This window comes from Vibrio sp. F13 (assembly GCF_020806305.2).
GTDB lineage: Bacteria > Pseudomonadota > Gammaproteobacteria > Enterobacterales > Vibrionaceae > Vibrio > Vibrio crassostreae_C.
In genome coordinates this window covers 1,077,148-1,100,248 of sequence record NZ_CP170175.1, presented here as the reverse complement: position 1 = coordinate 1,100,248, position 23,101 = coordinate 1,077,148, and the positions used below count along the sequence as shown (strand labels likewise).

The window sequence follows — 23,101 nt, the reverse complement described above, 5'->3', positions numbered from 1 at the left end:
CAGTTGTTTAACGTAACTTGTAATATAATTGTCATTTAACGTACATATTATGTCAGTAGCTAAAAAAAGGTAGATAAACAGATGGCTTCAGCCCAATTTTCATTGAAAGAGCGTGACAAAAAAAGATGGTTGAAAGATCGTCTCGTCCGTTTTTCAGTGACATGTGGTGCCGTCAGTGTTCTAGCTGCTCTGGTATTGATCTTTGTTTACTTGGCGATGGTCATTTTACCGGTGTTTTCTGATACTGGTTTAGAGACAGACCAAGCCGTAAAGACCGTTGCTGTAGAAAAGCCTATCGCCTTATCTGTTGATGAATACGGTCAGCATGCATTTACTATCGAAAAATCTGGCTTGGTGCAGTTTTGGGATTTAGAGTCTCAAAATACACACTCTTACTTTGAGCGAAATGTTTTAGCCAATCCTGTTGCCTTCTCTCGAAATACCCCATCAGAAAACTGGTTTGCCTTTGCCGATAGTGCAAGCAACCTTACTTTTTTCTATCCTGAGTATAGTGCGCCTGTGCTGCAAAAGGGCAGTGAAGCCGATCCTAAAATTGAGCAAATCACTCTCCCTGAACCGTTTTTAAATGATGAACCCTCAAATGGGGCGACGATCGAAAAATTCGCGTTCTCTAAGAATGGACGTGGTATCACGGTTGCCGCTCAGCTAAGTGGCCAACGAGTCTTAGTGAAGTGGTACCAAAGTGATGTTACGGGTCAGTATGTTTTTCAGAAGAGCCAATGGTTATCGGATAAGTTGGGCTTGCAGCAACAGTTGTTAGTCACACCTGATGGCCAAACCTTATATCTCCGAGCCCAATCGGATTTAGTGGTTTTGAAGCTATCAGATAGCGGCTTCAATGTTCGTGAAGTGATTGATCTTAGCTTGAATGATGCGAAGCACTCGGTGAAAAGTATCGATTTACTGTCTGGAGCTTATTCACTGTTGGTTACGCATGAGGACGGACAGGTTTCTCAGTGGTTCGATGTACTCAAAGATGAAAAGCGTAGCCTGACCCATATTCGAGACTTCCAACTTGCTGAACAAGTGCAATTTATTTTGCCTGATACTTATAGAAAGGGTTTTTATAGCTTCTATAAGAACGGCACATTACAAAGCCACTATACGACCAGTGAAAAACTGTCGCTGTTCGAGCGTGCATTTGATAAATCACCACAATTAGCGGCTATGTCTGCCAATGAACTGCATCTGGCGACGCTGATTGATGGCACCATCAGTGTGGCTAAGGTCGATAATGAATACCCACAAATATCATTCTCATCGCTTTGGCAAAAGGTCTGGTATGAAAGTTACCCTGAGCCGCAATACGTTTGGCAATCAACGTCGGCGAATGATGACTTTGAAGAGAAATTCAGTTTAGTACCTATCACATTCGGTACTATCAAAGCAGCTCTGTTTGCGATGATGTTTGCCGTGCCGGTTGCTGTGCTCGGAGCTATTTACACCGCTTACTTTATGTCTCCACGCATGCGAAGAGTGGTGAAGCCTTCGATAGAGCTGATGGAAGCACTTCCGACCGTGATCATCGGATTCTTGGCCGGGCTTTGGTTTGCTCCAATCGTCGAGACGCATTTAACGGCCGTCTTCTCATTGATGGTGTTATTACCACTGAGCACACTGCTGACTGGACTTGTTTGGTTCTGTTTACCGAAGAGGGTAACGGGTCGCTTCTCTAATGGTTGGCATGCTCTGATATTGATTCCGGTATTGGTGATTACTGTGGTTGCGGTGTTTGCTGGTGGAAACAACATTGAAGCCTTGTTATTTGGTGGTGATATTCGTACCTTCTTGGCTAGCTATGGTATCGACTTTGACCAACGCAATGCGCTAGTGGTTGGTTTTGCTATGGGCTTTGCGGTCATCCCAACGATTTTCACTATTGCTGAAGATGCTATTTTCTCTGTACCTAAACATTTGTCTGATGGGTCATTAGCGTTGGGTGCGACGGCGTGGCAGACCCTTATTTATGTGGTGTTATTGACGGCTAGCCCTGGTATCTTTTCAGCGGTCATGATGGGACTAGGGAGAGCCGTTGGCGAAACTATGATTGTCTTGATGGCTACAGGTAACACACCAATTCTTGACTGGAATATTTTGGAAGGGATGAGGACGCTATCCGCAACGATTGCTGTCGAACTACCAGAATCAGAGGTGGGTGGTTCTCACTTCCGCTTGTTGTTCTTAGCGGCACTCTTGCTGTTTATTTTCACGTTCGCGGTGAACTCAGTCGCAGAGTGGGTTAGACAAAGACTGAGAGATAAATATCGTGCGCTGTAGTTTTAAAGGTTTGCCTCAATGTGTATCAATGGCTTTTAGTGGCTTGACTAGTGTGTCTCTTGATCTTTGCAGCTCCTTGATTTCAGCACGCCAAGAGCAAGGTCGATCATGATGAATAAACTGAAGTCATTATTATCTTGGGTTAAATCGGGCTCTCCGTGGATCTGGCTTACGGGCGGGGCGGTGAGCATCAGTATGCTTTCTGTTCTTGGCCTAATGCTGCTGATTGGTTGGAAGGGCTTAACCTATTTTTGGCCCGCACCTTTGTATCAATGGCAAGTTGACTCCAAAGACTTATCGCTAGTGGTCGATCTTGACGAAACCGTATCAAAACAAGATGTATTGGTTGGTCAGTTATATGAACGAAAATACATCCCGATAGAGCAAGTTCCACAAGTCCATGACCTTTTGTCTCCTCAAAATTTGTCGACTGGGCTGATACAGCGCTTAAGCATCAAAGTTGCTAACAGAGAACTGTACCCTGCGGACTTTGTTTCTATTCTGGATGTTAACTTACGTGAACCCACTACCCCGCTTGATTGGGTTGTGATTGAACGAAGTCGAGGTGGTTATTTCTTTGGTAAGCCGGTGGGTTTTAAAACCGCTTCTGGCACCTTTGATTCGAACATAGACCAAAAGCTCGAACAAGGCTTGGCGTTCGCTGATGCGCTACGTAAAGAAACGTCGCGTGTCGTGAACCAAGAAATTCGCAATATCAGCTGGCAATTGGAAAACCTGCGCTTAGAAAAGCGTAAGCTTGAACTCAATGAGTCAGTGAGCGATGAATACCTTAAAACCTATACTCAAACTAAACTGGAATTAAACCGCCAGTTAGGTGAAGCCGAAGTTAAGCTTGAGCACCTTAGAACGCAACTTAATGTCGAAAGCTTACTCGTTGAGGATATGACAGGCGAGCAGGTCGAGATTTCGCTAAGTCACATTCTGGATTATTGGTACCCAAATAATATGTCTTACCTAGAAAAGGTTGGGCACTGGGGCAAACAAGTTTGGAAGTTCTTATCAGAGAACCCACGAGACTCAAACTCTGAAGGCGGTGTGTTTCCTGCTATTTTTGGCACAGTACTGTTGGTTATTCTCATGTCGATCGTCGTGATGCCTCTTGGGGTAGTCGCTGCGATATATCTTCATGAATACGCAAAAAACAACGCACTAACACGTTTAATTCGTATCGCCGTGATTAACTTGGCGGGTGTACCGTCGATTGTGTATGGCGTTTTTGGTTTAGGCTTTTTCGTCTATACCATTGGTGGCTCGATTGATACGTTGTTCTATGCAGAGCGATTGCCAGCACCGACATTTGGTACGCCGGGTCTACTTTGGTCAGCACTAACCTTAGCGGTCTTGACGCTTCCAGTCGTTATCGTAACCACGGAAGAGGGCTTAACGCGTATTCCTAGTGCAGTGAGGCACGGTTCATTAGCGCTTGGTGCGACTCAATTTGAGACGCTTTGGCGCATTGTTTTACCGATGGCAAGCCCAGCGATTATCACTGGTTTAATTTTGGCAATCGCGAGAGCCGCGGGGGAAGTTGCACCACTTATGCTGGTGGGTGTTGTTAAATTGGCATCTAGCTTGCCAGTCGATGGTCAGTTTCCGTATTTACACTTAGATAGAAAGTTCATGCATTTAGGCTTTCATATCTATGATGTTGGTTTTCAAACCTCTAATATCGAAGCGGCACGACCTTTAGTGTATGCGACTTCATTTTTATTGGTTACGGTGATTGTTGGGTTGAACTTAACAGCCATCAATATCCGTAATAACTTGCGTGAAAAATACCGAACCTTAGGACAAGATTAGATGTTCTCGATTAATGAAACCTTGGGTTACCAAGCACCACTTGATGTTCACAATCTGAAGGATGAGCAAATTGCTATCTCGATCGAAGGGCTAAATCTTTACTATAAAGAGAGCCAAGCACTTGATGATATCTCGATGCAGATCCCGAAGGGGCAGGTGACGGCGTTTATCGGCCCTTCTGGGTGTGGTAAGTCGACTCTGCTGCGCTGCATTAATCGCATGAACGATCTTGTTGAAGGCTGTAAGGTTTCCGGGAAAGTGAAGCTTCATGGCAAGAACGTCTATCACCCTAAGGTGGATGTTGCGACCTTACGACGCCGTGTGGGTATGGTATTCCAGCGTCCAAACCCTTTTCCTAAATCTATCTATGAGAATGTGGTTTATGGCTTGAGGCTACAAGGCGTTAGCAACAGCCGAGACCTTGATGATGCGGTTGAACGCTCTCTGCGCGCTGCTGCGTTATGGGATGAAGTGAAAGATCGGTTGCATGAGAATGCTTTTGGTTTATCTGGCGGTCAACAGCAGCGTTTGGTTATCGCTCGTGCGGTTGCGATTGAGCCTGAAGTGCTGTTGTTAGATGAGCCGACATCGGCACTCGATCCGATTTCTACTTTGACGATTGAAGAGTTGATCAACGATCTCAAAACGCAATACACAGTGGTGATTGTTACCCACAACATGCAACAAGCCGCGCGTGTAAGTGACCATACTGCCTTTATTCATATGGGAAAATTGATCGAGTACTCAGATACGGACTCAATTTTTACGTCTCCATTGAAAAACCAGACGGAAGACTACATTACTGGTAGATATGGCTAACCTCTCCAAAGGTGTCATCTAGAGCTAAGTCACTCTACAAAAATGGCTTTCTTCATTTCTTTCAAGGAGCAAGTATGCATTTCGGTCGCCACATTTCAGGGCAATTCAATGTCGAGTTAGAATCGATCCGTACTCATGTATTGACCATGGGCGGGTTAGTGGAGCAGCAACTCTCGTTTGCAATGCAGGCGCTTCATAAAGACGATGTTGAATTGGCCAAAAAAGTGATTCGTGATGACCACAAAGTGAATGCGATGGAAGTGTCGATTGATGAGGCGTGTACTCGAATCATTGCAAAGCGTCAGCCGACAGCGAAGGATCTGCGTTTGATTATGGCGATCATCAAAACCATTACCGATCTGGAACGTATTGGCGATGTTGCTTCTAAAATTGCGCAAGGTGCTATTGAGATCCCTTCAACCAAAGAGCAAAAATTCCATGTTTCGTTAGAGCCTCTTTGCCGTCAGGCAATCACCATGCTTCACCAAGTGTTAGATGCTTTTGCTCGTATGGATGTTGATGCGGCTGCTGAAGTTCACAAACTTGATGATAAGTTGGATGCGGAATACGAAGCCGTTATTCGTCAGTTAATGACCTATATGATGGAAGACCCTAAGAACATCCCTAATATTTTGCAGGTGATGTGGTCAGCTCGTGCGATTGAGCGAGTGGGAGACCGCTGCCAAAATATCTGCGAATACATTATTTACTTTGTGAAGGGTAAAGATGTACGTCACCTCGGTGATCAAAGCCTTGATGACGCACTAAAATAGAGCTTATCTTTAGAAGCTAATAATGGCACCAAGATTGAAATTGACCGTTGTGTCGTAAGGCACAAAGGTTTTATTGTGATCAAAGATATTCATATCAACACCTGCACGTAGTCCAAGCATTGGTGTCGCTTGGTAAACGTAGGCACCACCTAGGCTTATACCATGTGTTGTTTTCTCTTCTACTTCGCCTGAGCGCGTTTTTGTACCGTCATAACTTGCCACACCAATTTCAGCCTGAAAGCCGTGGATTTGGTTTCTTCCAAACATGTTTTGCTTCGTAACAGGTTTAAATCAAGAGAGCTGAATAAGTCTTTAGCCATATCTATCCATGAAAATTTTCTGCGCTATTAAATCTAATATACGTCAGTCAGTTAGATTAGTCAGCGAGGTTCTCTGGATTTATGCTGGCGACTATTGCCCTAAGCGGTGAGGGCGGCTCTCACATCAGATATCTTACTCGCATCTGTCACTGGGATCTGATAATCATCAATATTATCACTGCCCATTTGAGCACTTGAGTTGTTTTCCATTAGACTCGGCCTTGTCGATTTACCTGAAAGGTGAAGAGCAGGTACTTGAGTAGCGCTTTGAATCATTTTGGCATTCGCAGCGTTAACGCCAGCCCCCGCCATGATATCAATTCGTCCATCGGCTTGTTTGACCATTGCAGCCAATACATCGATACCTTGCTCAGCATTAGCAGCAAGCCCTGATGTCAGGACTCTTTCGCATCCAAGTGTAATGATTTGTTCTAATACTGCTTGGAAATCAGAGCTTTGATCGATGGCTCTGTGGAAGGTAATCCCAAGCTTTAACGAGTGCGCTTTGTCAGCCAGTTGTTGCATCTTTGGCATATCAATACTTCCGTTCGGCGCTAACACACCAAGTACGACCCCATCCAATCCTGCATTTGCGCAAGCTTCAATATCTTCAAGCATACAGAGCATATCGTCGTTATCGAAAATGAAGTCGCCTTGTCTTGGGCGTATCATAGCGTAGACCGGAACCGACGAAACTATTGCCGCTTGTTTCATCATTCCGAAGCTTGGAGTTAATCCGCCAAGTGCTAATGAAGAGCAAAGCTCAATTCGATTCGCGCCACCAGATAGTGCGGTATGAAGAGATTCTAAGTTATCGATACAGACTTCAATTTCGGTGTTCATCGTGTTTATCCGTTCAAAAAGATACTGATGAAATAATAGCAATCTAGGTGTGATTCTGAATAGATGGGGATAAGGGAAAATAGAGGTAAAGTTTAGGTTTATCGCTACCTCAATTATCTATTACAAGAGTCAGTCTAGGGGAGCGAGGAGGGGGGAAACAAAAAGCCCGAAGCGTTAACTTCGGGCTTTTAATAGGACTTTACTTCTTAACTGATTGGCGGTGCGCTTTGCGCTATTAGCTTATGCTTTATGTCTCTTTAAAGAGAATCTTCCAACCATTAACCCGCGTTGAGTTCGGGCTTAAGAGGTAATTACTTGCTTAGGTCGTCAGCGTGCTCAGATAGGAATGCTGCAACACCTTTTGGAGATGCGTCCATACCTGATTTACCTTCTTCCCATTGTGCAGGACAAACTTCACCGTTCTTCTCGTGGAAGTTTAGTGCGTCTACCATGCGTAGCATTTCGTCGATGTTACGACCTAGTGGAAGATCGTTAATTACTTGGTGACGAACAAGACCGTCAGCGTCGATTAGGAAAGAACCACGGAAAGCAACGCCTGCTTCTGGGTGCTCAACATCGTATGCTTTACAGATTTCGTGCTTAACGTCAGCAACTAGTGGGTATTTAACTTGACCGATACCGCCGTCAGCGATAGCAGTGTTACGCCATGCGTTGTGAGAGAATTGAGAATCGATAGAAACACCGATTACTTCAACGCCTTTAGCTTGGAAATCTTCTAGACGGTTGTCGAAAGCGATTAGCTCTGAAGGACAAACGAAAGTGAAGTCTAGTGGGTAGAAGAAAACAACCGCTTTCTTACCTTTAGTGAATTCTGCGAAGTTGAAGTTATCAACGATCTCACCGTTACCTAGAACAGCTGCTGCAGTAAAGTCAGGGGCTTGACGACCTACTAGTACCATTTTGGAATCTCCTAAAAAATTAGTTGGCCCAACACATCTTTGTTTGGGCTCCGTTTCTACGCGACAAACTATAGTACAATCGGTACTATAGAAAAAAGCGAATTAAATAGATTAAGTTCATCGAAAAAAGCGATAAGCTTATTCTTTGTCCTTTTCTTAGGTCTTAGGACCTTCGTGTAACTTATCCTACTCATATTACAAAGTAATTTCATGAATAAATGGCCAAGTCTTAAGCAACTTCACTATCTTGTTACTCTTCACGAAACACGCCACTTTAGCGACGCCGCTGATCGCTGTTTCGTCAGCCAATCAACTCTTAGTAAAGGTATTCAAAACCTAGAAGAGCTGATCGGTTGCCCTCTGTATGAGAAAAAAGATAAGAAGAGCCCACTTGTTTTTACTCAAGCGGGAGAGCTGGTGGTGAAGCACGGTCGAGAGTTATTGGCGAAAGGTCAAGATTTGGTTGAACTCGGGAACCTATGTAACGGCGATGCGATGCAAGGTCAGCTGCGAGTAGGGTGCATTCCTACCATTGCGCCATTTCTTTTGTGCGATTTGGTACAAGAAGCCAACCAGCGCTTTCCTCAGCTAAACTTACTGCTACGTGAAGACACGACAACGAACTTACTCGCGGCACTGCGCCATGGTGAGTTAGATGTATTGATTCTGGCTCTGCCTGTTGATATCGACAACATGGAGAGCAAAGTGGTTGGGCAAGATCCTTTTAGAATGGTGATCAGCCGTAATCAAGCTGACGGTATTCGTGTACCAATTAAATACGATGACCTGCCAGACGAGTCTGTATTCTTGTTGGAGAACGAGCACTGTTTAACTGAACACGCAGTATCAGCGTGTAAGTTAACCGACAAAGAGAAGATCAACCCGTTCACAGCAACGAGCCTTCACACATTGGTACAGATGGTCGCGAACGGTTTAGGTACTACCTTTATCCCGCAAATGGCGATCGACCACGGTTTATTGGAAAACCAGAATCTCGTTGTGATCGATCCTCCTGGTCAGCAGGCCTACCGAGATATTGGCCTTGTCTGGCGACCAAGCTCTTCGCGTCGTGAGACATTCCATCAATTAGCGGATGTGGTATCTGAGCTTCTATAATAATCCGCTGCGACAACAATCCCTCTGAGCGGCTGAATTGGCCGCTCTTCTTTATATCAATTCCGAGCGTTACTCTACTTCTGCTTCTTCTGGCTCTACTTCTTCTTGCAGCTCCAGTAAATTGATCGCTATCGTGACAAAATCGCTGTCTGTAATAATGCCTACTAGTTCGTGGTTTTCTACGACAGGTAAACAGCCCACTTTATGTTTCTGCATGTAGATAGCCGATTCTTTTAATCCTGCACGCGGCTCTACCGACATAACACTTTTGTGCATGATGTCGTTGAGGGGAGTAGCAAGAGTAAAAGATTGAGCTTGTGGGATGTTTTGTAGGCTGGATTCTTGAGCGGCGAGAACGTCTCGTTGTGTGACGACACCTAGTAGTTGCCTGTTGGAATCGACGACCGGAATATGGCGGATATCAAGTGCTTCCATCATGTGCTTAGCATCGGCCAGTGAGTGTGAGCGCAATAGGGTATGAGGGTTGCGAGTCATCATATCTTCAACCTTGATCATACGAACCTCCTTCTTTTTTATTTGTTGCTATTACTATAGTTTTTTATCCAAAAAATAACTGAGATCTGACGCATTCTTGGGTGAGTTTTATGCAACTAATTCTTTAGCTTGAGGAGGTGAATCAGTCGCATTATTTTACGCCTCTTTACAATAATCCAGTGCTGTAAACCTTGCTATTGCGGCTCGTGTGCCTATACTAGCCCACTGCGAAATTTTTAGTCGTGTTTGCGATGTGTTTCTGGTAACGATTGACTTACCGTAACGATTATCCAGCAACTACGATTTATGATTCGTCAACGGCACAAATCTCATCAACTAAGACAAGACTAGACACATGCAAGTTTCAGATTTTCACTTTGACCTACCAGATGAACTCATTGCTCGCTACCCTCAAGAGGAGCGTACAGCAAGCCGCCTGCTTAAATTAGATGGCAACAGCGGTAACCTAGCTGATGGTTCGTTTAAAGACGTTTTAGACTTGGTTGAGCCAGGCGATCTTGTTGTTTTCAATAACACTCGAGTGATTCCAGCTCGTGTATTTGGTCGCAAGGCATCAGGCGGTAAGCTTGAAGTGCTGGTTGAACGTATGCTTGATGAGAAAAGCATTCTTGCGCATGTTCGTTGTTCTAAATCACCGAAGCCGGGTACCAAGTTGTTCCTTGGTGAGAACGATGAATATGAAGCTGAAATGGTGGCTCGTCACGATGCGTTATTCGAAATCCATTTCACATCTGATCAAAGCGTTTTAGAGATTCTTAACAGTGTTGGTCACATGCCACTGCCTCCTTACATCGATCGTCCTGATGAAGATGCAGATAAAGAGCGCTACCAGACTGTCTATAATGAAAAGCCGGGTGCGGTTGCAGCGCCAACAGCAGGCCTTCACTTTGATGACAAGCTAATGGCTGACATGAAAGAAAAAGGTGTTGAGTTTGCTTACGTGACGCTTCATGTTGGTGCTGGTACGTTCCAGCCAGTAAAAGTTGATAATATTAACGATCACCACATGCATGCTGAGTACGTTGAAGTGCCGCAAGAAGTGGTTGACGCCGTAGCTGCAGCAAAAGCCCGTGGCGGCCGTATTATTGCTGTTGGTACAACATCAGTACGCTCACTAGAAAGTGCAGCTCAAGATGCATTGAAGAAAGGCACTGAGCTCGTTCCTTTCTTTGGTGATACAGAAATCTTCATCTTCCCTGGCTATGAATACCAGTTGGTGGATTGCTTGATTACCAACTTCCACTTGCCAGAATCAACACTGATTATGTTGGTGAGTGCATTTGCAGGTTACGACAACGTGATGGGCGCATACGATCACGCAGTGAAGAGCGAATATCGTTTCTTCAGCTACGGTGATGCCATGTTCATCAATAAGAAAACAAGCTAATTTAAGCTAGTTATAAACGATATACATTAGAATTTACGGGTGCTAGCAGTAAGCTAGGAGTCGGGCAGGGTGTCTGCCTAATCTCTCGCAAGGAATACGCGACCGCTCCTCATAGAACCCACTAGACTGAACTTTTGTTTGGCCTAAGGTTCTGAATTAACAGTCAGATTGTTTCTCTGGCATATTGGAGGCTTCGTGAAATTAAAATACGAACTTAAAAAAACTAATAGCGGCGCACGTCGTGGTCAACTTCAGTTTGAACGCGGTACCGTTGAAACCCCAGCATTCATGCCTGTAGGTACTTACGGTACGGTTAAAGGTATGACACCTGAAGAAGTAAAAGACACAGGTGCTGAAATCCTATTAGGTAACACATTCCACCTATGGCTACGTCCTGGTCAAGAAATCATGAAAATGCACGGTGACCTGCACGATTTCATGAACTGGCACGGTCCTATCCTGACTGATTCAGGCGGCTTTCAAGTATTCAGCCTAGGTGCAATGCGTAAAATCACTGAAGAGGGTGTTCATTTCCGTAACCCTGTAAACGGTGACAAGATCTTCATGGACGCTGAGAAGTCTATGGAAATCCAAAAAGATTTAGGTTCAGACATCGTAATGATCTTCGATGAGTGTACGCCTTACCCTGCGACACACAAAGAAGCAAAAGACTCAATGGAGATGTCTCTTCGTTGGGCTGAGCGTTCACGTAACCACTTCGACAAACTTGAAAACCCGAACTCACTGTTCGGTATCGTTCAAGGTGGCGTGTACGAAGACCTTCGTGATGTATCCGTTAAAGGCCTAACAGAAATTGGTTTTGACGGTTACGCAGTAGGTGGCCTAGCAGTAGGCGAACCAAAAGAAGATATGCACCGCATTCTTGAGCACACATGTCCTCAACTGCCAGAAGATAAGCCACGTTACCTAATGGGCGTAGGCAAACCGGAAGACTTGGTTGAAGGTGTTCGCCGTGGTATCGACATGTTTGACTGTGTAATGCCAACGCGAAATGCACGTAACGGCCACCTGTTTGTGACTGAAGGTGTGATCAAGATCCGTAATGCGAAGCATAAAACCGATACAACACCACTAGATTCAGAGTGTGACTGTTACACTTGTAAGAACTACAGCAAGTCGTACTTACACCATTTGGATCGTTGTAACGAAATCCTAGGTGCTCGACTGAACACGATTCATAACCTGCGTTTCTACCAACGAGTAATGTCAGACATTCGTCAGTCTATCGATGAAGACCGCTTTGAAGAGTTCGTTGCAGAGTTCTACGCAAGAATGGGGCGTGAAGTGCCACCACTAGGTAAAGAATCTTAGTATTTCTTTTTTGCGAGCCCTATCTCTCTTCCGAGTGATGGGGCTTGAAAATAAAGGGATGCGACCCAATTAGACAAACAATTACGAAAATATAAATAGAGGATGTTTTAAATGTTTATTTCTCAAGCTCACGCAGCAGCAGAAGGTGCACCAGCAGGCGGCGGTTTCGAAATGCTTATCATGCTAGGTATGTTCGCTGTGATCTTCTACTTCATGATCTACCGTCCACAAGCTAAGCGTGTTAAAGAGCACAAGAACCTTATGTCTTCTATGGGCAAAGGTGATGAAGTTCTTACAAGCGGCGGCCTAATTGGCAAGATCACTAAGATTGCAGAAGACAGCGACTACGTTGCTATCGAACTGAATGCAAACAACGAAGTAGTTATCAAGAAAGACTTCGTTACAGCAGTGCTACCAAAAGGTACTCTGAAATCTCTATAAACAGCTAGAGGATCCTCGCTGTGCTAAACCGTTACCCGTTATGGAAGTACCTGATGGTGGTGTTTACTATCGCCATCGCTGCGTTGTACGCACTTCCGAATATATACGGTGAAGATCCGGCAGTTCAAGTTACAGGGGCGCGCGGCGCCTCTGTAGATATGTCTACGCTGGATGCTGTCACCAATGCTCTTGAAGCTGAAAACCTTTCTACTAAATCCGTTGCTCTAGAAAACGGTTCCATTCTTGTTCGCTTTAACGATACAGACTCTCAAATTAGTGCTCGTGATGTCATCACTGAAGCATTAGATGAAGACGTAATCGTTGCTTTAAACTTAGCTGCTTCAACTCCTGATTGGCTTGAATCTATTGGTGCTGCACCAATGAAGCTTGGTCTTGACCTACGTGGTGGTGTTCACTTCTTGATGGAAGTGGATATGGACGCTGCGATGCAAAAGCTGGTTGGCCAACAAGAAGAAGCGTTCCGTAGCGAACTTCGTGAAGAAAAAATCCGTTACCGTGCAATTCGCCCATCTGGTAAAGATGCGGTTGAAGTGATTCTACGTAACGCCGAGCAGCTTGCTGAAGCGAAATCGCTACTGCAATCTAAGCACCAAGACATGACGTTTGTAGATTCTGAATCTAATGGTCGTTTTTCTTTGGTTGCTAGCTTCACAGAGGCTCGTCTTCAAGAAATCCGCAACTATGCGGTAGAGCAAAACATTACCATTCTACGTAACCGTGTTAACGAACTTGGTGTTGCTGAACCTTTGGTTCAACGTCAAGGCTCTAGCCGTATCGTAGTGGAATTGCCTGGTGTTCAAGACACGGCTCGCGCTAAAGAAATTCTTGGTGCTACCGCGACGCTTGAGTTCCGTGAAGTGGATAGCAGTGCTGACTTAGCCGCTGCCGCTTCTGGTCGTGCCCCTGCGGGTAGCGAAATCAAGCAAGATCGTGATGGTCGTCCTGTGGTACTTAAGAAGCGCGTTATTCTAGGCGGCTCAAGTATTACTGATGCAAGCTCAAGTGTTGATGAATATGGTCGTCCTCAAGTTAACATCTCGCTAGACAGCGAAGGTGGTAGCAAGATGTCTGCATTCTCTCGTCAGAATATCGGTAAGCTAATGGCAACGGTATTTGCAGAGTACAAAGACAGCGGTCGTAAAACACCGGAAGGTCGAGTTATCTTGAGTAAGCACGAAGAAGTGATTAACCAAGCGACGATTCAATCTGCGCTAGGCCGTAACTTCCGTATTACTGGTATCGATTCAACGGCTGAAGCTCATAACTTGGCACTTCTACTGCGTGCTGGTGCATTGATTGCGCCTATCTCGATTGTAGAAGAACGTACCATTGGTCCATCTATGGGGCAGCAAAACATCGATATGGGTATCATGGCGATGGTTTGGGGTATGGCTGCTGTAATGCTGTTTACGCTGCTTTACTACCGTAGCTTTGGTCTGATTGCGAACGTTGCGCTAATGGCTAACTTGGTGTTGATTATCGGTGTTATGTCGATGATTCCGGGGGCTACCATGACCCTACCAGGTATTGCCGGTATCGTATTAACGGTTGGTATGGCGGTTGATGCGAACGTTCTGATCTTTGAGCGTATACGTGAAGAGCTTCGAGATGGACGCAGTCCACAACAAGCGATTCACCAAGGTTACGCGAACGCATTCAGCACAATCGCCGATGCCAACATCACCACACTACTAACAGCAATCATTCTATTTGCTGTGGGTACGGGTGCTATCAAAGGCTTCGCGGTAACGCTGTCTATCGGTATCTTGACTTCAATGTTTACAGCTATTATCGGAACACGTTGTATCGTGAACCTGATGTATGGCGGCAAACGCGTTAAAAAACTGTCGATCTAAGGCTAGGAATTAATATGTTTCAGATTCTAAAAGCAGACAAAATGATCGACTTTATGCGTTGGTCAAAGGTTGCCTTTGTTTTTTCTATCTTGATGATTGGTACTGCTATCTTCACCCTAACAACGAAATCGTTGAACTGGGGTCTAGATTTTACTGGCGGTACTCTGATTGAAGTTGGTTTTGAACAACCGGCACACCTTCCTGATATTCGTAGTGCACTAGAAGCCGAAGGCTTTGGTGATGCAACGGTACAGAACTTCGGTTCAGCTCGTGATGTGATGGTTCGTTTACGTCCACGTGATGGCGTAGCGGGCGAAACGCTTGGTAACCAAATCCTTTCTGCTATTGAGAATGGTACTGGTGAGCAAGTTGAAATGCGTCGTATCGAGTTCGTTGGTCCTAACGTGGGTGACGAATTAACAGAAGCGGGTGGCCTTGCTATTCTAGTTTCTCTTATCTGTATCTTGATCTACGTATCAGTGCGATTTGAATGGCGTTTGGCTGCGGGTGCAGTATTAGCACTGGCGCACGACGTTATCATCACTCTGGGTGTGTTCTCTCTAATGCAAATTGAGGTCGACCTTACCATCGTAGCAGCCTTGCTAACGGTCGTCGGTTACTCCCTCAACGATACCATTGTTGTATTCGACCGTATCCGTGAGAACTTCCGTAAGATGCGTAAGGGTGAAGCACCTGAAGTACTGAACAGCTCAATCACACAAACATTGAGCCGTACATTGATCACTTCTGGTACCACGTTATTCGTAGTTATCGCACTGTTCGTTCAGGGCGGCGCTATGATTCACGGCTTCGCGACTGCACTTCTACTGGGTATTACGGTTGGTACTTACTCTTCTATCTACGTTGCATCTGCACTGGCTATGAAGTTAGGTATTACGCGTGAACACCTAATGCCACCACAAGTGGACAAAGAAGGTGAAGAGTTTGACGAGATGCCTTAGGCCTTGGCTTAATAAGTTTCGCTAAACCAAAAAAACCGCTAGGCAACTAGCGGTTTTTTTACGTCTGTATTCTAGGGAAGCTCAATACAATTTAGCGTTGAAGTATGTTGAACTTCATTTCACTAAGAGACATCCTGATCGTATCTCGTATCTCGTATCTCGTATCTCGTATCTCGTATCTCGTATCTCGTATCTCGTATCTCGTATCTCGTATCGCAGATACAAAAAAGCCTCGCTATAGCTATATAGCGAGGCTTTGGAATTTTTATGCGCCCTTAAAATAGGGAGCGTTAACGTAAGGTCTGAATTACTTCAGCATGCCTTCGTTAGCGTTTTCACGTACGTGCTTAAGAATAGACTTAACACCACGTGCGCTTGAAGCAACAACATTACCAGAAGTCATGTAATCAGTACCGCCAGCAAAGTCAGTCATGATAGCACCAGCTTCACGAGCGATTAGGTCGCCAGCTGCTAGATCCCATGGCTTAAGGCCTAGTTCTAGGTAACCATCAACACGGCCAGCTGCTAGGTAACATAGGTCAAGAGCAGGAGAACCAGTACGACGGAAGTCAGCACAGTCGATGAATAGACCAGAGATGATCTTCATGAAAGATTCAGAGTGTTGTTTTTGCTTGAATGGGAAACCAGTCGCTAGAACAGTACCTTGAAGGTCTTTAAGTTGAGTAACACGCATGCGAGCGTTGTTAAGTTGAGCGCCAGCGCCACGTTGAGCTGTGAATAGCTCGTTTAGCATTGGGTCATAAACACAAGCAACTTCTGTACGACCGTTCATACGAACAGCGATAGATACAGAGAAGTGAGGGAAACCTTTTACAAAGTTGTTGGTGCCATCTAGTGGGTCAACGATCCATTGTACGTCAGAGTCTTTACCTTCAGTCAGGCCTTTCTCTTCAGAAATAATGCTGTGCTCTGGGTAAGATGCTTTGATTGTCTCAATGATCATGTACTCAGCTTCTTGAGCAATGTTAGTAACGTAATCGTTGTTACCTTTTAGAGACGTTTCGATCTTATCAGTTGTTTCTAGAGATTTAGCAATATGGTTGCCAGCTTTACGCGCAGCGCGTATCGCAATGTTTAGCATTGGATGCATATGGTTTTTCCCACAAGATGTTAAAGAACAATTTAAAGCGGCGGCGAGTATACCAAAGTTTTACCAAAAGGGAAGTGGTTATTTTTTGAACTCTTGGTTTCACATTACGCGAAGGGTCTGACCATTTTACTTTGCTATGTGTTAATATCTCGCGATTATTTTTAAAGTGGTGTCATATAGCATGTTAGACAATGTAAAAGTCGTTCTGGTTGGTACGTCTCATTCGGGAAATATCGGATCAGCAGCTCGCGCAATGAAAGTGATGGGTTTGAGTCAATTAGTTCTTGTAGACCCTCAATGTGAAGTTGACGAGCAGACCTTAGCACTGGCTGCGGGTGCAGGTGACATCGCAGAAAACGCGACCATCGTTTCTACATTAGACGAAGCCGTAAAAGACTGTGGTTTGGTGGTTGGTTCGAGTGCACGTTCACGTACGCTTGAATGGCCAATGCTTGAGCCTCGTGAGTGTGGACAAAAGTTTGCGATTGAAGGTCAAAAGCACCCAGTCGCATTAGTGTTCGGCCGTGAACGTACTGGCTTGACTAACGATGAGCTTCAGAAGTGCCACTTCCATGTATGTATCCCAGCTAACCCTGAATACAGCTCGCTAAACCTAGCAATGGCAGTGCAGACTCTGAGCTACGAAGTGCGTGTAGCTCACCTTGATATGGTCGCTAGCCAATATCAGCCACAGCAACAAGATGAGTACCCTCGTCACGAAGAACTAGAAATGTTCTATGAGCACCTTGAAAAAGTGATCATTGATACCCAATTTATCTCTAAGGATAAGCCAGGTCAGGTGATGAATAAACTACGTCGTCTGTTCAGTCGAGCTCGTCCAGAGTTGCAAGAGATCAACACTCTACGCGGCATTTTGACTTCAATTGAGAAGAGCAAAAACGACAAATAAAAACCACACAAACCCTAAGGGTGAATACTTGACTAAAATAGTCAAGTAAATACTTGACCAATTTGGTCAGGTATGGGAAGATTCCAACCACATAAACAATGTGGATTCGGTGTGATATGAAACTTACATCTAAAGGAAGATATGCGGTAACAGCTATGCTAGATGTAGCACTGCATTCGCAAAAAAGCCCAGTTCCTCTGGCTGATATTTCAGAGCGACAGGGCATCTCATTATCTTACTTAGAACAGCTATTTTCTAAGTTACGTAAAGCTGGCTTAGTTGCTAGTGTTCGTGGTCCTGGCGGTGGTTACCGTTTAGGTGCTGAAGCGAGCGACATCGCTGTCGGAACTGTAATTGCTGCAGTAGACGAATCAGTTGATGCAACTAAGTGTCACGGTCGAGCAGATTGCCAAGGTGGTAGTCGTTGTTTAACTCACACTCTTTGGCGTGATTTAAGCTCCCGAATCAGCAGCTTCTTAAATGACATTACGCTCGGTGAGCTAATGAAAGATAACGAAGTTTTAGAGATTTCTGATCGTCAAGATATCGATCTTGCGGTTAATAATGGTTTTGCACATAAAAATACGAGCACTACAACGATTAGTGCAGCACCTCACGGTGTTAATGCCCGCTCTTAGCGGTCAGTTTTTACATTGGAGTAGAAAATGAAACTGCCTATTTACTTTGACTATTCAGCTACATGCCCAGTCGATCCACGTGTTGCTGAAAAAATGGTTCAGTGCATGACGATGGACGGTAACTTCGGTAACCCTGCATCTCGTTCACACCGTTACGGCTGGCAGGCAGAAGAATCAGTAGATAATGCTCGTGAGCAAATTGCCGATCTACTAAATGCAGACCCACGTGAGATTGTTTTCACGTCAGGTGCTACAGAGTCAGACAACCTTGCTATCAAAGGTGCAGCGCACTTTTACGAGAAGAAAGGTAAGCACGTAATCACGTGTAAAACAGAACATAAAGCGGTTCTTGATCCATGTCGCCAACTAGAGCGTGAAGGTTTTGAGGTGACTTACCTTGAGCCTGAAGCAAACGGCATCATTGATTTAGACAAGCTACAAGCAGCAATGCGTGAAGATACGGTTCTTGTTTCTATCATGCACGTAAACAACGAGATTGGTGTAATCCAAGATATCTCTGCAATCGGCGAATTATGTCGTTCACGCAAGATCATCTTCCACGTTGATGCGGCTCAGTCTGCGGGTAAAATCCCACTAGATGTAAAAGAGATGAAAGTTGACCTTATCTCTCTTTCTGCACACAAAGCATACGGCCCTAAAGGCATTGGTGCTTTGTACGTTCGTCGTAAGCCACGTATTCGTCTTGAAGCACAGATGCACGGTGGAGGTCACGAACGTGGTTTCCGTTCTGGTACGCTTGCTACTCACCAAATCGTGGGTATGGGTGAAGCTTTTGCTGTCGCTAAACAAGACATGCAGAAAGATTATGACCACGCACTAGCACTTCGCGAGCGTCTATTGAAAGGGGTTCAAGATCTAGAAGCAGTAACGGTAAATGGCGACTTAGATCAACGTGTACCACATAACCTAAACGTGAGCTTTGCTTTCGTTGAAGGTGAATCTCTGCTTATGTCTTTAAAAGACTTAGCGGTATCATCAGGTTCTGCATGTACATCAGCGAGTCTTGAGCCTTCATACGTTTTACGCGCTCTTGGCTTAAACGATGAACTGGCACACAGCTCAGTACGTTTTTCATTCGGCCGTTTCACTACGGAAGAAGAAATCGACTACGCGATTGCACAAATCCGTGTAGCAGTAAATAAATTACGCGACATGTCTCCTCTATGGGATATGTATAAAGAAGGGATTGATTTGAACACTGTTGAGTGGGCTCATCACTAATCTCACGGAAATAGAGGATTCGAGGTAACTATCATGGCATATAGCGAAAAAGTAATTGATCACTACGAAAACCCACGTAACGTAGGTTCGTTTGATAAAGAAGATCCAAGTGTAGGTAGCGGCATGGTTGGCGCACCAGCTTGTGGTGACGTAATGAAACTGCAAATCAAAGTATCTGCAGAAGGTATTATTGAAGACGCAAAATTCAAGACTTACGGTTGCGGTAGCGCAATCGCTTCTAGCTCACTAGTCACTGAGTGGGTTAAAGGTAAAAGTATTGATGAAGCAGCTGCTATTAAAAACTCTGAAATCGCAGAAGAGCTAGAGTTGCCACCAGTGAAAGTTCACTGTTCAATTCTTGCTGAAGATGCAATCAAAGCAGCGGTTGCGGATTACAAAAAGAAGCACTAATCGTTTCTACAACGTAATCACTTCAAAAAAGTAATATTTGGGAGCACCCTTTGTGCTCCCCCTGAGTTCTCAATTTATATAAAACACAAGGTTGTAGTATGGCCATCACCATGACAGATACGGCAGCAAGCCGAGTTCAAGCTTTCCTAGATAACCGAGGTAAAGGTATCGGGTTGCGCTTAGCGGTAAAAACTACTGGCTGTTCGGGTATGGCGTATGTACTGGAATTCGTTGACGAGCTCAACGAAGAAGACGAAGTGTTCGAGCATTCAGGTGTTAAGGTCATCATTGATCCAAAGAGCCTAGTTTACCTAGACGGTACTGAGCTTGATTACGTAAAAGAAGGCCTAAACGAAGGTTTTGAATTCAACAACCCTAACGCGAAAGGCGAATGTGGTTGTGGTGAGAGCTTCAATGTATAAACGCCTCAATCGTTGAGCGTTTATAATGAGCGAAGAATAAAATTAGGCTCTAAGTAAAGAGCCTAAACTTAGGACCACCGTTACATGAATCATTTCGAATTATTTGGGCTACCACTTCAGTTTCAACTGGATGGTAGCCTTCTTTCTTCTCAGTTTAGAGATCTGCAACGCCAATTCCACCCTGATAAATTTGCCACGGCTTCTGAGCGAGATCGCTTGCTGGCTGTGCAAAAAGCTGCGCAAATCAATGATGCGTACCAGGTGTTGAAAAATCCAGTCAGCCGCGCTGAATACCTGTTAGTTCAACATGGTGAGGATATTCGTGGTGAGCAGCAGACTATGCAAGATCCTATGTTCCTGATGGAGCAAATGGAATTGCGTGAAGAGCTGGAAGATATCGCCGACAGTTCTGATCCTGAAGATGCTTTGTTTGCATTTGAAGGAAAGGTTAGCAAAATGTATAAACAACAATTAAGCGCTATCCAACAAGAACTCGACAGCGAAGCTTGGTTAGAAGCTGCAGACCGAGTAAGAAAGCTTAAGTTTATTGCAAAATTAAAGAATGAAATCGAGTTAGTTGAAGATCGTTTGATCGGCTAGTTCGTATAACAAGGACACATCCATGGCACTACTTCAGATTGCAGAACCAGGGCAAAGCGCCGCTCCTCACCAGCACAAGCTTGCAGTGGGTATTGATTTAGGTACAACAAACTCATTGGTTGCGTCAGTGCGCAGTGGTGAGGCAAGCACGCTTGTTGATCAACAAGGTCGCAGTATTCTCCCTTCCGTTGTTCACTATCAGTCAGAGTCGTACACCACTGGTGATGAAGCGCGTGTAAATGCACAAACTGATCCTAAAAATACCATTATCTCAGTTAAGCGATTAATCGGTCGTTCACTGTCAGATATTCAACAGCGATACCCATCTCTGCCATATCAGTTTGAAGAAAGTGATAATGGCCTGCCTGTGATTAACACAGCGCAAGGAAATAAGAACCCAATTCAAGTATCTGCAGATATTCTTCGTGCACTCGGTCAACGTGCTGAGTCGACGTTAGGTGGTGAATTGGCTGGTGCCGTGATTACCGTCCCTGCGTACTTTGATGATGCACAACGTGCAGGTACCAAAGACGCAGCGCAACTTGCTGGTCTTCATGTGTTACGTCTTCTTAATGAACCCACTGCAGCTGCGATTGCTTATGGCTTGGATTCAGGTAAAGAAGGGGTAATCGCTGTTTATGACTTAGGCGGTGGTACGTTTGATATCTCTATCCTACGCCTGTCTAAAGGTGTCTTCGAAGTTTTAGCAACCGGTGGTGACTCTGCATTAGGCGGCGATGACTTTGACCATTTAATTGCGGATCATTTCCAAGAGCAAATGGGCTTGTTAGAGCTGACAGCAGAACAGAACCGTATTCTTCTAGACGCAGCAACAGAAGCGAAGATTGGCTTATCTGAAGCTGAAAGCGTTAATGTTGAAGCACTAGGTTGGTCTGGCTCTTTAACTCGTGAAGAGTTCGAAGAGATCATCAAGCCACTAGTTAAGAAAACGCTGCTTTCGTGCCGCCGAGCACTGAAAGATGCGGAAGTTGACGCGGATGAAGTACTAGAAGTCGTGATGGTAGGTGGTTCAACTCGTACCTTACTTGTTCGTGAAATGGTCGGTGGCTTCTTTGGTCGTACTCCATTAACCAGTATTAACCCTGATGAAGTGGTTGCGATTGGCGCATCGATTCAAGCGGATATCTTAGTTGGCAACAAGCCTGACTCTGAGATGCTGCTATTGGATGTTATCCCTCTGTCACTGGGTATCGAAACCATGGGTGGCTTAGTCGAAAAGATCATCCCTCGTAATACCACGATCCCAGTTGCTCGTGCACAAGAGTTTACCACGTTCAAAGACGGTCAAACTGCAATGACAGTACACACCGTGCAAGGCGAGCGTGAGATGGTTGATGACTGTCGTTCACTGGCTCGATTTGCTCTGAAAGGCATCCCGCCGATGACTGCAGGTGCTGCTCATATTCGTGTTACTTACCAAGTGGATGCTGATGGCCTGCTATCGGTTACCGCAATGGAGAAGAGCACTGGCGTTCAAGCTGAAATCCAAGTTAAGCCTTCTTACGGTCTAAGCGACAACGAAGTGGCTAGCATGCTGAAAGATTCGATGACGTTTGCAAAAGAAGACATGCAAGCGCGTGCTCTTGCTGAGCAACGCGTAGAAGCGGATCGCGTTATCGAAGGCCTTATCGCTGCAATGCAAGCCGACGGTGACGAGCTACTTGATGAGCAAGGCAAACAACAACTTGTTCAAGCGATTGAAGCACTGATTGAAGTGCGTAATGGCGACAACGCTGATGCTATTGAACTAGAAATTAAGAATACCGACAAAGCGAGCCAAGACTTTGCTTCTCGTCGTATGGATAAATCAATTCGTGCTGCACTGTCAGGTCAGTCAGTCGATAATATTTAATAGTTAGAGAATAGATAAACATGCCAAAGATTATTGTTTTACCTCACGAAGATCTATGTCCAGAAGGCGCTGTTTTAGAAGCAAAAACTGGTGAGACGGTTCTTGATGTTGCATTGAAGGCCGGTATTGGTATTGAACACGCATGTGAAAAATCGTGTGCATGTACAACATGTCACGTCGTGATTCGTGAAGGCTTCGATTCTTTAGAAGAGAGTGATGATCTAGAAGACGACATGCTAGATAAGGCATGGGGCTTAGAGATGGAATCTCGCCTTGGTTGCCAAGCTAAAGTGGCTGATACGGATCTTGTTGTAGAGATTCCAAAGTACACGTTGAACCTGGCTTCTGAAGACCATTAAGAACCTGTTCTCAGTCATGGCTAATACAGCGATGACTGAGAGAGTTATTGCTTAGACAAACATACTAAGAAAACTGGCCTAGAATATAGATCATAAAGGTGACCAAGCGT

The 23,101-nt window shown here is 44.9% G+C and carries 22 protein-coding genes and 1 pseudogene; 18 read left to right on the top strand and 5 right to left on the bottom strand.

From position 1 onward, the window contains the following. Positions 1-81: 81 nt before the first annotated feature. The 4 genes from LMH68_RS05040 (at position 82) to phoU (ending at position 5,711) form a co-directional block, all read left to right on the top strand. A complete protein-coding gene (locus LMH68_RS05040; protein ID WP_229647771.1) occupies positions 82-2,298 on the top strand; it encodes an ABC transporter permease subunit in 2,217 nt (738 codons plus the stop codon). Positions 2,299-2,409: 111 nt separating this feature from the next. Further along, on the top strand, positions 2,410-4,119 hold the full coding sequence (gene pstA / locus LMH68_RS05035) for a phosphate ABC transporter permease PstA (protein WP_029235348.1): 1,710 nt from the start codon (positions 2,410-2,412) through the stop codon (positions 4,117-4,119). Further along, positions 4,120-4,938 carry a phosphate ABC transporter ATP-binding protein PstB gene (gene pstB, locus LMH68_RS05030; protein ID WP_009848269.1) on the top strand — a complete coding sequence of 273 codons (819 nt, stop codon included), beginning with the start codon at positions 4,120-4,122 and terminating at the stop codon, positions 4,936-4,938. It abuts the gene before it with no gap. A 74-nt stretch (positions 4,939-5,012) separates the two neighbouring features. Further along, positions 5,013-5,711 carry a phosphate signaling complex protein PhoU gene (gene phoU, locus LMH68_RS05025; protein ID WP_009848270.1) on the top strand — a complete coding sequence of 233 codons (699 nt, stop codon included), beginning with the start codon at positions 5,013-5,015 and terminating at the stop codon, positions 5,709-5,711. Between the two features lie 9 nt (positions 5,712-5,720). Here the strand turns inward: phoU and LMH68_RS05020 are convergent. The 3 genes and pseudogenes from LMH68_RS05020 to LMH68_RS05010 form a co-directional block, all read right to left on the bottom strand. Next, positions 5,721-5,984: pseudogene (locus tag LMH68_RS05020) on the bottom strand (hypothetical protein); the annotation flags it as partial. A 146-nt stretch (positions 5,985-6,130) separates the two neighbouring features. Next, positions 6,131-6,874: a copper homeostasis protein CutC gene (locus tag LMH68_RS05015; protein ID WP_229647772.1), complete on the bottom strand. Its 744-nt coding sequence runs from the start codon at positions 6,872-6,874 to the stop codon at positions 6,131-6,133. A 311-nt stretch (positions 6,875-7,185) separates the two neighbouring features. Further along, positions 7,186-7,794: a peroxiredoxin C gene (locus LMH68_RS05010; protein ID WP_229647773.1), complete on the bottom strand. Its 609-nt coding sequence runs from the start codon at positions 7,792-7,794 to the stop codon at positions 7,186-7,188. A gap of 210 nt (positions 7,795-8,004) precedes the next feature. Between LMH68_RS05010 and LMH68_RS05005 the strand changes: the two genes are divergently transcribed. After that, positions 8,005-8,910 carry a hydrogen peroxide-inducible genes activator gene (locus LMH68_RS05005; RefSeq protein WP_017632986.1) on the top strand — a complete coding sequence of 302 codons (906 nt, stop codon included), beginning with the start codon at positions 8,005-8,007 and terminating at the stop codon, positions 8,908-8,910. A gap of 69 nt (positions 8,911-8,979) precedes the next feature. Here the strand turns inward: LMH68_RS05005 and LMH68_RS05000 are convergent, their stop codons facing one another. Further along, on the bottom strand, positions 8,980-9,426 hold the full coding sequence (locus LMH68_RS05000) for a CBS domain-containing protein (RefSeq protein ID WP_229647774.1): 447 nt from the start codon (positions 9,424-9,426) through the stop codon (positions 8,980-8,982). Between the two features lie 334 nt (positions 9,427-9,760). Here LMH68_RS05000 and queA point away from each other — a divergent pair, with 334 nt between their 5' ends. The 5 genes from queA (at position 9,761) to secF (ending at position 15,425) form a co-directional block, all read left to right on the top strand. Then, positions 9,761-10,813 (top strand): tRNA preQ1(34) S-adenosylmethionine ribosyltransferase-isomerase QueA, encoded by a 1,053-nt coding sequence (gene queA, locus LMH68_RS04995; RefSeq protein WP_017062523.1) that lies wholly within the window; start codon positions 9,761-9,763, stop codon positions 10,811-10,813. A gap of 195 nt (positions 10,814-11,008) precedes the next feature. Continuing rightward, the gene (tgt, locus tag LMH68_RS04990) at positions 11,009-12,145 is read left to right on the top strand and encodes a tRNA guanosine(34) transglycosylase Tgt (protein ID WP_017056177.1); all 1,137 of its coding nucleotides are present in this window, start codon (positions 11,009-11,011) and stop codon (positions 12,143-12,145) included. 111 nt (positions 12,146-12,256) lie between these two features. After that, positions 12,257-12,586: a preprotein translocase subunit YajC gene (gene yajC, locus LMH68_RS04985; RefSeq protein WP_010440492.1), complete on the top strand. Its 330-nt coding sequence runs from the start codon at positions 12,257-12,259 to the stop codon at positions 12,584-12,586. A gap of 20 nt (positions 12,587-12,606) precedes the next feature. After that, positions 12,607-14,463: a protein translocase subunit SecD gene (secD, locus tag LMH68_RS04980; protein ID WP_102320714.1), complete on the top strand. Its 1,857-nt coding sequence runs from the start codon at positions 12,607-12,609 to the stop codon at positions 14,461-14,463. A gap of 14 nt (positions 14,464-14,477) precedes the next feature. Next, positions 14,478-15,425, top strand: coding sequence for a protein translocase subunit SecF (gene secF / locus LMH68_RS04975; RefSeq protein ID WP_017062837.1), 948 nt, complete (start codon positions 14,478-14,480; stop codon positions 15,423-15,425). Positions 15,426-15,732: 307 nt separating this feature from the next. Here the strand turns inward: secF and suhB are convergent, their stop codons facing one another. Then, positions 15,733-16,536, bottom strand: coding sequence for an inositol-1-monophosphatase (gene suhB, locus LMH68_RS04970; RefSeq protein WP_017062520.1), 804 nt, complete (start codon positions 16,534-16,536; stop codon positions 15,733-15,735). 181 nt (positions 16,537-16,717) lie between these two features. On the opposite strand from suhB, the gene trmJ reads away from it, so the two are divergent. From trmJ to fdx, 8 genes are all read left to right on the top strand, one after another. Beyond that, positions 16,718-17,446 (top strand): tRNA (cytosine(32)/uridine(32)-2'-O)-methyltransferase TrmJ, encoded by a 729-nt coding sequence (trmJ, locus tag LMH68_RS04965; protein WP_017062835.1) that lies wholly within the window; start codon positions 16,718-16,720, stop codon positions 17,444-17,446. 116 nt (positions 17,447-17,562) lie between these two features. Continuing rightward, positions 17,563-18,084: a Fe-S cluster assembly transcriptional regulator IscR gene (gene iscR / locus LMH68_RS04960; RefSeq protein WP_010440512.1), complete on the top strand. Its 522-nt coding sequence runs from the start codon at positions 17,563-17,565 to the stop codon at positions 18,082-18,084. 27 nt (positions 18,085-18,111) lie between these two features. Continuing rightward, positions 18,112-19,326, top strand: coding sequence for an IscS subfamily cysteine desulfurase (locus LMH68_RS04955; protein WP_010440514.1), 1,215 nt, complete (start codon positions 18,112-18,114; stop codon positions 19,324-19,326). A 33-nt stretch (positions 19,327-19,359) separates the two neighbouring features. Continuing rightward, a complete protein-coding gene (gene iscU, locus LMH68_RS04950; RefSeq protein WP_004735094.1) occupies positions 19,360-19,737 on the top strand; it encodes a Fe-S cluster assembly scaffold IscU in 378 nt (125 codons plus the stop codon). Between the two features lie 98 nt (positions 19,738-19,835). Next, positions 19,836-20,159: an iron-sulfur cluster assembly protein IscA gene (gene iscA, locus LMH68_RS04945; RefSeq protein ID WP_010440519.1), complete on the top strand. Its 324-nt coding sequence runs from the start codon at positions 19,836-19,838 to the stop codon at positions 20,157-20,159. Positions 20,160-20,243: 84 nt separating this feature from the next. Then, positions 20,244-20,759 carry a co-chaperone HscB gene (hscB, locus tag LMH68_RS04940; RefSeq protein ID WP_010440522.1) on the top strand — a complete coding sequence of 172 codons (516 nt, stop codon included), beginning with the start codon at positions 20,244-20,246 and terminating at the stop codon, positions 20,757-20,759. Between the two features lie 22 nt (positions 20,760-20,781). Beyond that, positions 20,782-22,632 (top strand): Fe-S protein assembly chaperone HscA, encoded by a 1,851-nt coding sequence (hscA, locus tag LMH68_RS04935; RefSeq protein WP_017062518.1) that lies wholly within the window; start codon positions 20,782-20,784, stop codon positions 22,630-22,632. A 20-nt stretch (positions 22,633-22,652) separates the two neighbouring features. Beyond that, entirely contained in the window at positions 22,653-22,991 is a 339-nt protein-coding gene (gene fdx / locus LMH68_RS04930) for an ISC system 2Fe-2S type ferredoxin (RefSeq protein ID WP_010440525.1), read from the top strand. Positions 22,992-23,101 lie beyond the last annotated feature (110 nt).

Excerpts from the sequence above, each read along its gene's own strand:
- hscA (WP_017062518.1), top strand. The coding sequence starts at position 20,782 with ATGGCACTACTTCAGATTGCAGAACCAGGGCAAAGCGCCGCTCCTCAC.
- LMH68_RS05000 (WP_229647774.1), bottom strand. The coding sequence starts at position 9,426 with ATGATCAAGGTTGAAGATATGATGACTCGCAACCCTCATACCCTATTG.
- LMH68_RS05040 (WP_229647771.1), top strand. The coding sequence starts at position 82 with ATGGCTTCAGCCCAATTTTCATTGAAAGAGCGTGACAAAAAAAGATGG.
- LMH68_RS05015 (WP_229647772.1), bottom strand. The coding sequence starts at position 6,874 with ATGAACACCGAAATTGAAGTCTGTATCGATAACTTAGAATCTCTTCAT.
- hscB (WP_010440522.1), top strand. The coding sequence starts at position 20,244 with ATGAATCATTTCGAATTATTTGGGCTACCACTTCAGTTTCAACTGGAT.
- trmJ (WP_017062835.1), top strand. The coding sequence starts at position 16,718 with ATGTTAGACAATGTAAAAGTCGTTCTGGTTGGTACGTCTCATTCGGGA.
- phoU (WP_009848270.1), top strand. The coding sequence starts at position 5,013 with ATGCATTTCGGTCGCCACATTTCAGGGCAATTCAATGTCGAGTTAGAA.
- LMH68_RS05005 (WP_017632986.1), top strand. The coding sequence starts at position 8,005 with ATGAATAAATGGCCAAGTCTTAAGCAACTTCACTATCTTGTTACTCTT.
- LMH68_RS05010 (WP_229647773.1), bottom strand. The coding sequence starts at position 7,794 with ATGGTACTAGTAGGTCGTCAAGCCCCTGACTTTACTGCAGCAGCTGTT.
- pstA (WP_029235348.1), top strand. The coding sequence starts at position 2,410 with ATGAATAAACTGAAGTCATTATTATCTTGGGTTAAATCGGGCTCTCCG.
- suhB (WP_017062520.1), bottom strand. The coding sequence starts at position 16,536 with ATGCATCCAATGCTAAACATTGCGATACGCGCTGCGCGTAAAGCTGGC.
- iscR (WP_010440512.1), top strand. The coding sequence starts at position 17,563 with ATGAAACTTACATCTAAAGGAAGATATGCGGTAACAGCTATGCTAGAT.
- pstB (WP_009848269.1), top strand. The coding sequence starts at position 4,120 with ATGTTCTCGATTAATGAAACCTTGGGTTACCAAGCACCACTTGATGTT.
- secF (WP_017062837.1), top strand. The coding sequence starts at position 14,478 with ATGTTTCAGATTCTAAAAGCAGACAAAATGATCGACTTTATGCGTTGG.
- yajC (WP_010440492.1), top strand. The coding sequence starts at position 12,257 with ATGTTTATTTCTCAAGCTCACGCAGCAGCAGAAGGTGCACCAGCAGGC.
- iscU (WP_004735094.1), top strand. The coding sequence starts at position 19,360 with ATGGCATATAGCGAAAAAGTAATTGATCACTACGAAAACCCACGTAAC.
- fdx (WP_010440525.1), top strand. The coding sequence starts at position 22,653 with ATGCCAAAGATTATTGTTTTACCTCACGAAGATCTATGTCCAGAAGGC.
- queA (WP_017062523.1), top strand. The coding sequence starts at position 9,761 with ATGCAAGTTTCAGATTTTCACTTTGACCTACCAGATGAACTCATTGCT.
- LMH68_RS04955 (WP_010440514.1), top strand. The coding sequence starts at position 18,112 with ATGAAACTGCCTATTTACTTTGACTATTCAGCTACATGCCCAGTCGAT.
- iscA (WP_010440519.1), top strand. The coding sequence starts at position 19,836 with ATGGCCATCACCATGACAGATACGGCAGCAAGCCGAGTTCAAGCTTTC.